The following is a 13,224-nucleotide window of genomic DNA, read 5'->3' on the forward strand; positions in this document are numbered from 1 at the left end:
ATTACATCGGTATAGATGTATATGGTGATTTAACCAACCAGTGTCCACCATTGGTTGATAGAAGAATCTTTGATTCAGTACAGAAGAAAATCTCTGATAAGAAAGGTTCTAAAATTGAAGTTAAACACGATGGTTTGTTGAAGAACATACTGAAGTGTCCCGACAGAAAGATGATGACCGTATTAGGTGTTAAGAAACACAGGAAACACCCTCTTTATACTTGTGGTCATAGAGAGAGGTCGTATAAAAAGAGAAGTACCAATGATTGTCCAATCAAGAAATCTCTTCAGGTGGAACTGTTAGATGAGTATGTGTGGAATCTATTCATAGATGTGATGAAAGATTCTAAAACAATCAGAGAGAAGACGAAAAAGGAACTTATAGGGAATCAAAACACCTATTCCATCAGAAGTATCAATAATAGAATTAAACGACTTCAAAAGGACTTAAATGGTTTGAATGAGAGAAGATTGGAACTGGATAAGAAGTTCTACATCAACGAACTCCCTAAGAAAAACTATCAAGTTCTTTCGGATACCATAACAGAAAAGGAAACATCAATAGAATCTCAGATTAAAGTTGAGGAACTCAAAATAAAACAACTCAGAAGTGATGAACAATGGATTGATTGGTTGGATGTTCACTTTAACCGATGGGAAGAAATAAGAAACCTAACTGAACTGAAGGATAAGAAGAAGGTACTCAATGAGTACATCCACGAAATCATTGTGAAAGATTATGATGATTCAACAAAGGAACATCACATTGAAATTCACTTCAGGATTCCTATCGTAAATGATAAAATTCATTTAGAAAAGAACAAAGATGGTAGTATTTCCAGGGATAAGAAAGGTCTTCGGAAATACAAAGTATTAGAGGGTGAGGGGAGTTTGAACAACCCTCTCACCCACCAGAAATTATTCGACGGTGACTGACTTCGCTAAGTTTCTAGGTTGATCGACATTACACCCTCTCATAACGGCAATGTGATAAGATAATAGTTGTAAGGGAATGTTTGCTAAAATTGGCACCAGTGGCTCGGCAACTTCAGGAACTTCAATAACGTAATCGGCTATTTCTTTTACCGTTACATCTCCTTTACTTACAATAGCGATAACAACACCATTTCGAGCTTTAACCTCTTGAATGTTGCTAACTACCTTTTCATAATGACCTTTTTTAGTAGCAATAACCACAATAGGCATATCTTCATCAATCAAGGCAATAGGGCCGTGCTTCATTTCTGCTGCCGGATAACCTTCAGCATGTATGTAAGATATCTCTTTCAGTTTAAGAGCTCCTTCCAATGCTACCGGGAAATTATAGCCTCTTCCTAAATATAAGAAGTTAGAGGCATTAACAAATTTCTTAGATAAGTCTTCGATGTATTCATTCATAGAAATCATACTCTCAACCTTTTTAGGGATAGACTCCAACTCAATTAACAGCTGTCTGAAATATTTCTTTGAAATTGTAGCTTTTTTCTTTGCTAAGAGCAAAGAAATTAAGGTTAACACCGTTACCTGAGCAGTAAATGCTTTTGTTGAAGCAACGCCAATTTCTGGACCGGCATGTGTATATGCACCTGAATGACTAAGTCTTGCAATGGACGAGCCCACCACATTACATATTGCCAATACTGTTGCCCCTCGTTCTTTAGCTAAACGCATAGCTGCTAGAGTGTCTGCTGTTTCACCAGATTGTGAAATTGCCAATACCACATCTTTTTCTGAAAGAATTGGGTTTCTATATCTAAATTCCGAAGCATATTCCACTTCAACATTTATACGAGCCAAATCTTCTAAGAGGTATTCCCCTATCAGTCCTGCATGCCAAGACGTACCACAAGCTACAATAATAATTCGGTTGGCATTGATAATTTTATCTGAGTATGCATCTATACCACTCATTTTAATTATACCTTCCTTACTGAGCAATCTACCCCTAATACTATCGGAAATAGATTTGGGTTGTTCAAAGATTTCTTTGAGCATAAAGTGTTCGTACTCTCCCTTTTCTATGGCTTCAAGATTCAATTCAAGTTCTTGAATAAAAGGTGTCTTTTCTATATTTTCTATGGTCTTTAATTCAACTTCTTCAGATAATGAAAGTTTTGCTATTTCTCCTTCTTCAAGGTAAATAACTTCTTTGGTATATTCTACAATTGGCGTAGCATCTGAAGCAATAAAATATTCATTATCGCCTAAGCCGACAACTAACGGACTGCCCATTCGTGCTACAATAACTTCTTCAGGCTTATCTTCTGAAACTACTGCTATGGCATAAGCGCCAATAACTTCGTTTAGTGCAAGTCTGACCGCTTCAAATAGGTTAGAATTTCCTTTATTTTTAATGTCTTCAATCAGGTGAATTAATACTTCAGTATCGGTATCACTGTTAAAAGTATGACCCCTTTGAATTAAAGCCTCTTTTATGGTGTCGTAGTTTTCAATAATCCCATTATGAATTATTGCTAGCTTTTTATTTTGCGAATAATGTGGGTGAGCATTTACATCGTTTGGCACACCATGTGTAGCCCAACGTGTATGACCGATTCCAACACTACTTTGTATGTCTTTTCCTTCGCAGTAAGATTCTAAATCGGCAACCTTACCCTGTTTTTTATAAGTCGTTAAACCAGAATCATTGATGAGTGCAATTCCCACACTATCATATCCTCTATATTCTAGTCTTTGTAACCCTTTTATAAGTATCGGATACGCTTGTCTATGCCCTAAATAACCAACTATTCCACACATTTAAAACTCTGTATAAATTATATTAATATCAACGTCTTGACTGATTTCTGTACGGTTGGCATTTACAGCTTCTCCGGCTGAAACAAGCACTAATGTGCTATCAGTATATGTTCCATTTATCAAATCAAGCATGTATTTTGAAATATTGAATACGTATTGATTATTCTCCAGAACCCCACCAAAATGGGCTTGCCCTTCTAAAATATCAGAAAGGAAATACGTTGTCCCTGTTGAGTCCATTCGCACCAATGATAATGAAGGGTGTGATGGATTTAAATCTGAATTGTTTTCAGCAGAAAAAGAAATAAGAGCTTGATTTATTACTTTGTTTTCTAATTCTTGCCTTAGTGAGCTCAAATTGTTGAATGTAAGATGCAATTCTGTTCCACCCATAGACTGAACGCCATATAAATTATCCAAATCGATATTTTCCTCAGTCTCGAAATGATTGATACGTGCAGCACTTGAGCCTATCAATAAATCATAAGATAAAGTATCATTGTAGTATATAGTTAGTTTAGAGCCTGCATCCTTCAAATTAAAGTAAAGAATTGAGGATGAAATATTATCAGAGGTAGATATTTTAAGTCCTTTGAAAAACGATAAAAAAGCCAGATTATCGACAAGATTATCCGTGCCAGCATCTAAAATCATTTGACCTATTTGATTGACATTTATTTTCAAAGACCGTTGCCCAACTGTATCGCCCTCCGCAAAAACACGAGTATTTGGTCGCGGCAAAAATGAATATTCTAATGGAGTGCTAAACGGACTAGCGGTTAAAACTTCATTGGAATAGTAGCTAGAATCAAAATCTATTGGCTCGTCTAATTGCTCAATTTTAATGCCCATTTCTATTGTGGTATCTCCATAGTATGAAGAATATACAAGGTTTAGAACTGCTGAATCGAGAACAGGGTTTGAACCGAAATCAACGGCATTCTGACTTAAAAGCAACTGAGTAGAAAAAGAGGCGCTTACATCCTTGAAATTAGACGATTCATAATTGCCTAATAGAGCTACTAAAGGTTCGTCTGTTCGCACAGAATCAGCAGATTTTGTGGTTAAACTAAATGGGTTGGAATCATCAAGAGATGAAATGCTAATCTTATCACTTTCTGGCTGAACTTCTAAACCAATTACTTGCGGGTCTGTACAAGAAGCAATGAGTAGTGTGACAAGGGAGAATAAAAAAAGATGTTTCATGAAAAACGGTTCGTTTGTTTAAGAGTATACGTCAACCTCTTCCAACAATTCATCGTACAAATTGTTGTAAGGTTCTATGCAAGCCTCATTATCGTGATGAGTCAGCACATATTTTCCTGAATCAACTATGAATTTATTTAAGCTTTCATCAAGACCGTCACTACCCATAATGATAGCGTCAGCATATTGAACTCCTAATTTGTGTAATGCACTTACTGAGGCAGAAGAAATTAACTTAACGTCATCTTCTTCTACTCCATTTAAAAGAGCCTTACGGGCCATGTCATCACTAATTTCATAATCAGATTCTTGATCATAAACGGAATAAACCACTTTTGTATTGTCAAAGATAGGGTCATCAGCAAATGCTTTTTTAAGATATATTGGTACTAATGCAGACATCCAGCCGTGACAATGCACAACATCTGGTGCCCAGCCTAGCTTTCTGACAGTTTCTAAAACCCCTCTGCAAAAGAAAATGGTGCGCTCATCATGAAACTCGAATTCTTCTCCATCAATTTCATGCATGAAAGTCTTCTTTGGAAAATAATCTTCATTTTCTATGAAGTAAACCTGCATTCTTACAGGCTGTAAGGAAGCAACCTTAATGATTAAGGGGTAATCCAAATTATCAAGAATCATATTCATTCCTGAAAGGCGAATTACTTCATGTAGTTGGTTTCTTCTCTCATTAATACAACCGTATTTTGGCATGAAAATTCGAATATCCTTTCCCTTCTCCATAATACCTTGAGGAAGAGCTCTACACTTAGAAGATAATTCTGTTTCTGATAAATAAGGTGTGATTTCTTGAGAAACAAATAGCACTCTTTTCTTTTCCATAAATCGTTTGAATTTTTACTATTGAAATAAAAGCAAAACTTGTGTATGCAAATTTACAAATTTTATAGCCATGAATCAAGTAAAATATTACTTTTATACTCTGAAAACACCGTTTGATGCAAGTACATAAAACCGTTGAAAGTTTAAAGAATAGCATTTCAGCTCTAAGAGAGGAAAATTTAACAATTGGTTTTGTGCCTACAATGGGAGCTTTACATGATGGACATATGTCTTTAGTTAGGCTCGCTAAAATGAAATCAGATGTTGTGGTGGTTAGTATTTTTGTTAACCCTACTCAATTTAATAACCCCGACGATTTAGAAAATTATCCCATATCTCTTCACGAGGATATAAAATTGCTGGAGAAAGAAGCGTCTGACATTCTATTTTGCCCAGATGTATCAGAGATGTATCCAGAGGGTATGCTTACAAAAAAGTACCCTCTTAATGGTTTAGACAAAAACCTTGAAGGTGAAAAAAGACCGGGTCATTTTGATGGCGTTTGCACTATAGTACATCAGTTGTTTAATAGTGTTACTCCAGACAAAGCATTTTTTGGTGAAAAAGATTTTCAACAATTAGCAATCATCAAACACCTCGTTAAGGAATTAAACCTCAATATTGAAATTATTAGTTGTCCCACAATAAGAGATGCAGATGGTTTGGCCAAAAGCTCAAGGAATAAATTATTATCCCCATCAGAAAGGGAAAAAGCCCCTTTGATTTATAAAAGTTTGATGAAGGCTAAAGCACTCTTTACTGAAATCGATATAAATGAGCTAAAAATCATCGTCAAAAATGAAATTGAAAGCTGTGAGGAAATGACTTTAGACTATGTGGAAATCGTAAATCCTGAAACCCTAAAATCAGTTGGAAAAGAAAGTGATGTACTTGATAAAGCACATATACTCATTGCGACATATTTAGGAAATGTGCGTTTAATAGATAATTTGCCATTAAATGATTAATTTCGCCCCATGCAAATTGAAGTAGTAAAATCAAAAATTCATCAAGTAACCGTTACAGGCGCCGACCTCAATTACATCGGCAGTATTACTATTGATGAAAGCCTAATGGAAGCCTCTAATATAATTGCTGGAGAAAAAGTCCAAATTGTTAACATTAACAATGGCGAACGCTTAGAGACTTATGTGATTAAAGGTGAGCGCGACAAAGGCGAAATATGCCTCAATGGTCCAGCAGCAAGAAAAGTGCAAAAAGGGGATACAATTATCATTATTTCATATGCAATTCTAGACTTTGAAGAAGCAAAGTCATTTAGTCCAACGCTCATATTCCCTAACCCTGATAATACTTTATAGAAACTACCTATGAAATCTTTAAAATGGTTAAAATATGTAGTATTTATTCTATTAAGTGTTGGCTTAATGTATCTAGCGTTTAAAAACCAAAACCCCAAATCATTATTAGCCCAATTGAAAGATGTAGAGTACAGTTGGGTTTGGCTATCGGTTTCCTTCGGAGCATTAGCTATTGTTAGCCGAGCATACAGATGGGTTATTCTACTCGATAATCTTGGTTTTTCTGCGAGTAAACTAAACAGTATATATGCCGTTTCTATTGGTTACTTTACTAACATTGCTATCCCAAGAGCTGGTGAAATCACACGATGCACTAGCCTTAACCAGACCGAAGACATTCCGGTAGATAAACTATTTGGAACCATTATATTGGAAAGAGCTATTGATTTTATCATTTTGATTTCTCTAGTTGTTTTAACCTTAATGCTTAAATTTTCTCTGGTAATAGAGTTAATGTCAACGCTCTTTGAAGGGTATACGATAAATCCTTTGCCGACGCTTATTACGCTAGCTACCCTCACTGTAATATGTGTAATGGTTTATAACATCTTTAAAGAAAAAATTAAAGTCTCTCCCTTTTTGTTAAAGGTAAAGTCATTTTTAACAGGCGTTGGCGAAGGTTTTAAAAGCATAAAAGGGCTTAAAAACAAAACTGGCTTTTGGATGCATACCTTTATCATATGGCTGATGTATTTACTAATGACTTACGTCTGCTTCTTCTCCATATCAGCAACTTCAATGCTAGACCTAGCAGATGGCTTGTACACTATGGTTATTGGTGGTTTCGGAATGGTTGCTCCTGTTCAAGGGGGGATTGGGGCTTACCATTATATAGTCAAAACAGGGCTTGTGCTTTTAGATATTTCTGAAGACTCTGCTTTACTTTTTGCAACCGTTGTTCATACTGCTCAAACATTAATGACCCTAGCATTTGGAGGAATGTCTATTTTAATGGTATTTTTATCCAATAAGAAAGCAAAAGCGTGAGCCTAATACCTTCATTATCTAGTAAAATATATACTGCCGATTCCATCGCTAAACAAGTGAATGAATGGGCTAAGTCTGAAACGGTTGTATTTACCAATGGCTGTTTTGATATTTTACATTTAGGACATATTGATTATCTAAATCGCTCCGCCCAACTAGGTAGCAAATTGGTTGTTGGACTAAATACAGATGCTTCTGTAAGAAAAATTAAAGGTGAAAATAGACCTATACAAGACGAAAATAGCCGACTAAGTATTTTAGCTGCTCTAGAGTGTGTAGATGCAGTAGTATTATTTGATGATGAAACTCCTTTGGAGCTCATCAAAGCAGTAAAGCCGAATATCCTGGTAAAAGGAGCAGATTATGAAATTGAGAAAATCGTTGGAGCAAAAGAAGTTCAAGAATATGGCGGCGAAGTAAAAACCATTGCATTTTTAGAGGGGTATTCTACATCGAACATCGTAAAAAAAGTAAAAAATGGCTAAGACCAAAACCACTTTCTTTTGTCAGAGTTGCGGCGCCCAAAGTCCTCAGTGGATGGGGAAATGTAAATCTTGTAATGAATGGAATACCATTGTTGAAGAAGTCGTCAGCAAGCCTAAAAAGAGTGGATGGGAAAATGAAAACCCAAGCCGTTCTAACAAGGCTCAGCCTATTAGTGAAATCTCTTTACAAGCTAGATCTCGAATTGATACTTCTGATAATGAATTAAATCGCGTTTTGGGTGGTGGTATAGTAGCAGGTTCTATCATTTTGCTAGGTGGTGAGCCTGGAATTGGTAAATCTACTCTCCTTTTACAGCTTGCTCTGAGGATAAAGAACGAAAAATTGCTCTATGTAACTGGAGAAGAAAGTGACCAACAAATACGTATGAGAGCCGACCGGTTAAATCAGTTAGACTCTACCTGTCAGATACTTACAGAGACCAATACTCAAAATATTTTTCAGCAAATTCAAGAAGTTCAACCTAGTGTTTTAGTTGTCGATTCCATACAAACCTTACAAACTAACACTATTGATTCTTCGCCTGGAAGTATTTCACAAATTAGAGAATGTACTTCCGAGCTCATGGCTTTTGCTAAGTCTAGCGGTGTTCCCGTATTCCTTATAGGACACATTAATAAAGACGGTAATATTGCTGGTCCTAAAATTCTTGAACATATGGTAGATGTCGTCTTACAATTTGAAGGAGACCGCAACCACGTGTACAGAATATTGAGAGCAAATAAAAACCGTTATGGCTCCACCTCTGAGCTTGGCATTTATGAAATGCAAAGTAATGGGCTTAGAGAGGTTGCTAACCCCTCTGAAATATTATTGTCTCAAAAAGACCAAGACATGAGTGGCATCGCCGTTAGTGCTACTCTTGAAGGTATGCGACCATTAATGATTGAAACACAAGCATTGGTAAGCTCTGCCGTCTATGGCACTCCGCAACGCTCTGCCACGGGTTTTGACCTTAGGCGCCTGTCTATGTTGTTAGCTGTATTGGAAAAACGGTGTGGCTTTAGACTTGGTGCTAAAGATGTATTCCTAAATATTACTGGTGGGATAAAAGTAGATGACCCGGCTATTGATTTAGGTGTAGTCTGTGCCATTCTCTCATCTAATGTAGACATGGCTGTAAACGATAAAGATTGTTTTGCTGCCGAAGTAGGCTTGTCTGGTGAAATACGCCCTGTAAACCGATGTGAACAACGTATACAAGAAGCTGAAAAACTAGGCTTTGAACGAATCTATATATCAAAATACAATAAGATTAATCCTAAAAATTACAATATAGAAATTGTAATGGTCGGAAAAATTGAAGAAGTCTTTAAGAAGTTATTCGCTTCCTAATTTTCTAGCAATTCATATAAGTCATAAAGTTTTGGTGATAGAATAATCTCTATTCTTCTGTTGGCTTTTCTACCCTCAGAAGTAGCGTTTGACTTAATGGGGAAAAACTCTCCTCTACCGGCAGCCGTTAGTCGGCTCGGAGATATTGAACTAGAAGATGTCAAAATATCAACAATAGCAGTAGCACGCACCACACTCAAGTCCCAGTTGTTTTTAATTTGCCCACGGCCTCCAAATGGAACACTATCCGTATGTCCCTCAATCATAACATTAATGTCTTGTTGTGATTCTAATGACTTTGACAATTTGCTTAAGGCATCACGGCCTCTACTATCCACCTGCCAGCTTCCAGAAGCAAATAGCAATTGTTCTTCTAAAGAAATATAAACCTTACCATTTTTCTGAGTAATCGTTAAGCCATCGCCTTCAAACCCTAATAGAGCTGTTGAAATTCTATCTTTCAGTGCAGTAAGTACAGAATCTTTGCGGTTTATGATAGACTGTAATTCTATTACCTTTTGCTCTCTCTCTTCTAACTCATTTTGAGTAGCAATAAGTTCATTTTGTTTTACCGTCAAGCTTTGCTCTAAGGTCAGGAGCTCATCTTCTTTTTTTAATAATTCTTGACGTGTTTGTTGGAGTTCTTTGAGTAGCTCTTTGGTTTCATTGGCTTTTGCCGTCATCAATTGGCTATTCTTAGCCGTTAAGAGGTCATAGGCTTCATTCAATTCATCGAGCTGTTGCTGTAATTGAAGACAGGATTTAGATCTTTCTAGCGAATCGCTAATCAACCCATCAATCTCTTTGGTAAGTTGGTCTACCTTAGCACTCAACTCAGTATTTTCAGTTAAGAGGAGGTTGTTTTCCTTTTTTATTTGCTGATTCTGAGTGAGTGTTTCTTGACGCTGAGCCTTAATTTCATCAACAACTTTTGGAGAAACACAGCCATAAAATAAGGATAGAATGACTATGTATGGAGCTATTTTTTGATTCATAACGTAAAAAACAAGATTAATCTATTCAAATATACATTAGCAAAAGCCGCTTTAGCCGTTTGCTAAAAAAGTTTATCAACATATTGAATTTGATTATTTATTTAATCTCTACTACAACAGGGCAATGGTCAGAGTGTTTGGCTTGAGGTAAAATATACCCTCTAGAAAGCTTATCCTTTAAAGAATCCGAGGCTAAAAGATAATCTATTCGCCAGCCTAAGTTTTTAGCTCTGGCATTGGCTCTATAGCTCCACCAAGAGTAATGGTGTGGCTCTGTGTTAAAATGTCTGAAAGAATCTATATATCCTAATTCTATAAAGGAGCTCAACCACTGTCTTTCTTCGGGTAAAAAACCAGAAGTATTCTTATTTCGTTGCGGATTGTGTATGTCTATTGCTTCATGACAAATATTATAGTCTCCTGCAATAATTAAGTTGGGCACACTTTCTTTTAAATCAGAAATATAGCCATAAAAATCATCAAGAAATTTGAATTTAAAGTCTTGCCGTAAGTCTCCACTACTACCAGAAGGCATGTAAACACTTATTACAGAAACATCGTCAAAATCAATACGCAATACCCTGCCTTCATTGTCATAGTCTGGATGATTCATTCCGTAAGTAACCGAATTTGGCTCTTTTTTAGATAGTATAGCTGTTCCGCTATAGCCAGGTTTTTGAGCAGAAAACCAATAGCACTTATAGCCTAAGTCCGTAAATACTGTGGTATCAAATTGTTCTTCACGAGCTTTTATCTCTTGAAGGCATAAAACGTCAGGCTGAGTCGTTTCAATCCATTGGTCTAAGCCTTTTTTTAAAGCGGCTCTTATACCATTTATATTGTATGATATTATTTTCATCAGACTATCTGAATTTTCTCTCTGCAAGACCAATCACTTGACCATCAACGATAAATTCAAAAGAATATAAACCAGATTGTAAGACATTACCGCGCGTCCAAAGCTGACACTCACTAATCTTCTTGTTTGAATAATCAAAACTATACTCAACGGTATATTGAACGATACTGTCTTTAGTGATATTCAATTCTTGAATTTTGTTAGCTACATTTAAAACTCTATTGTTAGGGTCAATAATTCTAACATACATGTTTTTTAAGCCTGGATCTGTTACTTTATTTTCAATAATGTCATAACAAATACTGAAGTTTTGAATTTTTGAAGCTCTTGTAGTTACGACTTCTCTACCACTGGAGCGATAATACACCCCTTCTACCTCTATGTTCTCAATACGTAACATTGAAGCGGTATATACTCTTTCAGATAATAATTGATTGTTTTTCTCAAGAGTTCTATTTCGTGTGGATATCAGCCTATTTACTTTACGAACACTATCGTTTTCGTTTTGCAAGGACTGATTTAAGGTGTATAAAGAATCTATCGCCGAAACATATTTCATGCTTATATCCTTAAGGCGGCGAATTTTTTGACGGGCTTGTTGCAGTTGCCCTTTTGTACGCAATAACTTTTTGATGTCATTGGCGTAGGCCAAAATGGTTGAATCCTTTTCCAATAACTGACTGCTTAAGTCGCTATATTCATCTTTAAGGATTTCATGCTCATCGATTAAATCATCAAGATTATCTCTCAATGTGTTTTTTTCTTGTTCATACTGAATAACCGTTTCTATTTGCTCTTGATGTTTGTTTTCTCTTATTAATAGAACAACGACTAGTAAAACTAGTAGGGCGAGTAAAGAAAATATTATTCTTTTTGATTTCTTATCCTTAATTAATTTGCTGTTTTCCGGCTGATTCATTGGACATAAATTTAACAAATTTCTTTTTATAAAGAGACTCTAATTCTTCTAGCATCATGGATTGAATCTCTTCAACTTCATTAGCTAGGTTTCCTTTTGTTTTGTCTTTGAGCATTTCAATCATATCTATTAACTGACGTCCTTTTTGAGCATTAGTCTCTGTGGCATTATTTTGGTCAATACTCTCAAGTTCAGAAAAGGCGTTCTGATGCAATATATACAGTAACTGACTAAACAGCTTATCGTTTTTGTCCATTCAATATTTTTTTACAAATTTACTGCAATATATTGATATCCTTAAAACTCTTTGCCATAATGAAACTTGAATTATTTCGGGACTGCTTAGAACTTCTTTTTCCAAAGTCGTGTCCTTCTTGCAAAAACATTTCTTTAAAAAATGAACCTCTGGTCTGTCTAAAATGACAGGGCGATATGCCAAAACAAAAGCAGAGCTCAATTATTAATCATAATGGTAAAGATTATAACGTCTATAGTAGCTATAAATTTCATAGAAAAGGAAAGGTTCAAAAACTAATACATGAGTTTAAGTATAACAACCATAAAGAGATTGGTGAGTTTTTTGCAGAAAGAATGTCCACACAATTACATCAGATAGAAAACGCTAGCTATATCATACCTGTACCTATCCATTGGAAAAAGAAAAAAATAAGAGGGTATAATCAATCCTATGTTATGGCAAAGAAAATAGCTGAATTAAATAATATGAAGGTCTTGGATAATGTCCTCTGTAGAGTTGATGAAAGTAAATCGCAAACTAAAAAGAGCAGATACAACCGTTTTAGTCAAATTGAAGATGCTTTTAAAGTAAATAAAGGCTTTAATCTTGAAAATGAACATCTTATTCTAATTGATGATATTGTAACAACAGGTGCTACTATAAGTGCCTGTATTCAACAATTAGAATCCTTTAAAAACATCAAGCTAAGTATTCTCTGCATAGCTAACTAAAAAAAAGCCCCGAGCGTTTGCTCGGGGCTTTTAATGAATCTATTTATTTAAGAATTACTGAAGAACAATCTTTTTGTTAATTCCACCAGTTGAAGTCGTAATTTCTAAGAAATATACGCCTTTTGGCTGAGTGTTCATGTCAATCACTTTCGTGTACTGACCAACAAACTCGATTAACTCTTCGTTGTAAATCTCTTCACCAATCATATTAACAACTTTCACGCTCATTGTTTGTGCTTCCTCAGAAGTAAACGTTACGTTAAAGATGTCTCTTGATGGGTTTGGATATACATCTAATCCAGATACTAAGTCCGCAGCTACTCTCTCACCACCTAATGTGTATGTCACTGGCTGTGAGAATACCGTTGCCCAAGATGTACCGTTTGCACCACAAGCTCCTCTTATTCTCCAAGAAATCTCGTCGCCTGGGTTTTGGTTGAACTTAGTTTGTGAAGTAGCTGTTCCTGGAATATCATTCCATTCGTAAACTGCTCCAGTAGTTACATTAGTCATCTCAAGGAAGTAA

Annotated in this window: 15 protein-coding genes; 7 read left to right on the plus strand and 8 right to left on the minus strand. The window is 35.8% G+C overall.

Going from position 1 to position 13,224, the window contains the following annotated elements:
* Positions 1-935: hypothetical protein (locus ISP73_07700; GenBank protein MBL6658464.1), on the plus strand; the 935-nt coding region annotated here is incomplete at its 5' end.
* On the opposite strand, the gene glmS is transcribed toward ISP73_07700, so the two are convergent.
* From glmS to ISP73_07715, 3 genes are read right to left on the minus strand one after another with little or no spacing between them, the layout of a single operon-like run.
* On the minus strand, positions 918-2,759 hold the full coding sequence (gene glmS, locus ISP73_07705) for a glutamine--fructose-6-phosphate transaminase (isomerizing) (protein MBL6658465.1): 1,842 nt from the start codon (positions 2,757-2,759) through the stop codon (positions 918-920). The genes ISP73_07700 and glmS overlap by 18 nt on opposite strands.
* Positions 2,760-3,965, minus strand: a complete 1,206-nt coding sequence (locus ISP73_07710; GenBank protein MBL6658466.1) for a DUF4270 family protein — start codon at positions 3,963-3,965, stop codon at positions 2,760-2,762.
* A gap of 18 nt (positions 3,966-3,983) precedes the next feature.
* Positions 3,984-4,808, minus strand: coding sequence for a glycogen/starch synthase (locus ISP73_07715; protein MBL6658467.1), 825 nt, complete (start codon positions 4,806-4,808; stop codon positions 3,984-3,986).
* Positions 4,809-4,924: 116 nt separating this feature from the next.
* Between ISP73_07715 and ISP73_07720 the strand changes: the two genes are divergently transcribed.
* The 5 genes from ISP73_07720 to radA are packed head-to-tail and all read left to right on the plus strand — an operon-like array spanning position 4,925 to position 8,956.
* The gene (locus ISP73_07720; GenBank protein MBL6658468.1) at positions 4,925-5,776 is read left to right on the plus strand and encodes a pantoate--beta-alanine ligase; all 852 of its coding nucleotides are present in this window, start codon (positions 4,925-4,927) and stop codon (positions 5,774-5,776) included.
* A 9-nt stretch (positions 5,777-5,785) separates the two neighbouring features.
* Positions 5,786-6,130, plus strand: coding sequence for an aspartate 1-decarboxylase (locus ISP73_07725; protein ID MBL6658469.1), 345 nt, complete (start codon positions 5,786-5,788; stop codon positions 6,128-6,130).
* 9 nt (positions 6,131-6,139) lie between these two features.
* Complete coding sequence (locus ISP73_07730) at positions 6,140-7,117, plus strand: flippase-like domain-containing protein (protein ID MBL6658470.1); 978 nt, start codon at positions 6,140-6,142, stop codon at positions 7,115-7,117.
* A 5-nt stretch (positions 7,118-7,122) separates the two neighbouring features.
* Complete coding sequence (rfaE2, locus tag ISP73_07735; protein MBL6658471.1) at positions 7,123-7,602, plus strand: D-glycero-beta-D-manno-heptose 1-phosphate adenylyltransferase; 480 nt, start codon at positions 7,123-7,125, stop codon at positions 7,600-7,602.
* On the plus strand, positions 7,595-8,956 hold the full coding sequence (radA, locus tag ISP73_07740; protein ID MBL6658472.1) for a DNA repair protein RadA: 1,362 nt from the start codon (positions 7,595-7,597) through the stop codon (positions 8,954-8,956). Before rfaE2 ends, radA begins: the two co-directional genes overlap by 8 nt.
* Here radA and ISP73_07745 read toward each other — a convergent pair.
* The 4 genes from ISP73_07745 to ISP73_07760 all read right to left on the minus strand — a co-directional run bounded on the left by ISP73_07745 (position 8,953) and on the right by ISP73_07760 (position 11,985).
* Positions 8,953-9,951, minus strand: a complete 999-nt coding sequence (locus tag ISP73_07745; protein ID MBL6658473.1) for an OmpA family protein — start codon at positions 9,949-9,951, stop codon at positions 8,953-8,955. The genes radA and ISP73_07745 overlap by 4 nt on opposite strands.
* Positions 9,952-10,048: 97 nt before the next feature.
* Positions 10,049-10,810, minus strand: a complete 762-nt coding sequence (gene xth / locus ISP73_07750; GenBank protein MBL6658474.1) for an exodeoxyribonuclease III — start codon at positions 10,808-10,810, stop codon at positions 10,049-10,051.
* Positions 10,811-10,814: 4 nt separating this feature from the next.
* Positions 10,815-11,729 (minus strand): hypothetical protein, encoded by a 915-nt coding sequence (locus tag ISP73_07755; protein ID MBL6658475.1) that lies wholly within the window; start codon positions 11,727-11,729, stop codon positions 10,815-10,817.
* Positions 11,698-11,985, minus strand: coding sequence for a DUF1844 domain-containing protein (locus ISP73_07760; protein ID MBL6658476.1), 288 nt, complete (start codon positions 11,983-11,985; stop codon positions 11,698-11,700). The genes ISP73_07755 and ISP73_07760 overlap by 32 nt, the downstream gene beginning before the upstream one ends.
* A gap of 176 nt (positions 11,986-12,161) precedes the next feature.
* On the opposite strand from ISP73_07760, the gene ISP73_07765 reads away from it, so the two are divergent.
* Positions 12,162-12,698, plus strand: a complete 537-nt coding sequence (locus ISP73_07765) for a ComF family protein (GenBank protein MBL6658477.1) — start codon at positions 12,162-12,164, stop codon at positions 12,696-12,698.
* Between the two features lie 54 nt (positions 12,699-12,752).
* Here the strand turns inward: ISP73_07765 and ISP73_07770 are convergent.
* Positions 12,753-13,224 (minus strand): T9SS type A sorting domain-containing protein (locus tag ISP73_07770; protein MBL6658478.1); only part of this gene is annotated, 472 nt, incomplete at its 5' end.

Source organism: Flavobacteriales bacterium, assembly GCA_016779935.1.
Lineage (GTDB): Bacteria > Bacteroidota > Bacteroidia > Flavobacteriales > UBA7312.

Bases quoted from the DNA above. Each gene is read 5' to 3' on its own strand.
- glmS (MBL6658465.1), bottom strand. From the start codon at position 2,759: ATGTGTGGAATAGTTGGTTATTTAGGGCATAGACAAGCGTATCCGATA.
- ISP73_07710 (MBL6658466.1), bottom strand. From the start codon at position 3,965: ATGAAACATCTTTTTTTATTCTCCCTTGTCACACTACTCATTGCTTCT.
- ISP73_07715 (MBL6658467.1), bottom strand. From the start codon at position 4,808: ATGGAAAAGAAAAGAGTGCTATTTGTTTCTCAAGAAATCACACCTTAT.
- ISP73_07720 (MBL6658468.1), top strand. From the start codon at position 4,925: ATGCAAGTACATAAAACCGTTGAAAGTTTAAAGAATAGCATTTCAGCT.
- ISP73_07725 (MBL6658469.1), top strand. From the start codon at position 5,786: ATGCAAATTGAAGTAGTAAAATCAAAAATTCATCAAGTAACCGTTACA.
- ISP73_07730 (MBL6658470.1), top strand. From the start codon at position 6,140: ATGAAATCTTTAAAATGGTTAAAATATGTAGTATTTATTCTATTAAGT.
- radA (MBL6658472.1), top strand. From the start codon at position 7,595: ATGGCTAAGACCAAAACCACTTTCTTTTGTCAGAGTTGCGGCGCCCAA.
- ISP73_07745 (MBL6658473.1), bottom strand. From the start codon at position 9,951: ATGAATCAAAAAATAGCTCCATACATAGTCATTCTATCCTTATTTTAT.
- xth (MBL6658474.1), bottom strand. From the start codon at position 10,810: ATGAAAATAATATCATACAATATAAATGGTATAAGAGCCGCTTTAAAA.
- ISP73_07755 (MBL6658475.1), bottom strand. From the start codon at position 11,729: ATGAATCAGCCGGAAAACAGCAAATTAATTAAGGATAAGAAATCAAAA.
- ISP73_07760 (MBL6658476.1), bottom strand. From the start codon at position 11,985: ATGGACAAAAACGATAAGCTGTTTAGTCAGTTACTGTATATATTGCAT.
- ISP73_07765 (MBL6658477.1), top strand. From the start codon at position 12,162: ATGCCAAAACAAAAGCAGAGCTCAATTATTAATCATAATGGTAAAGAT.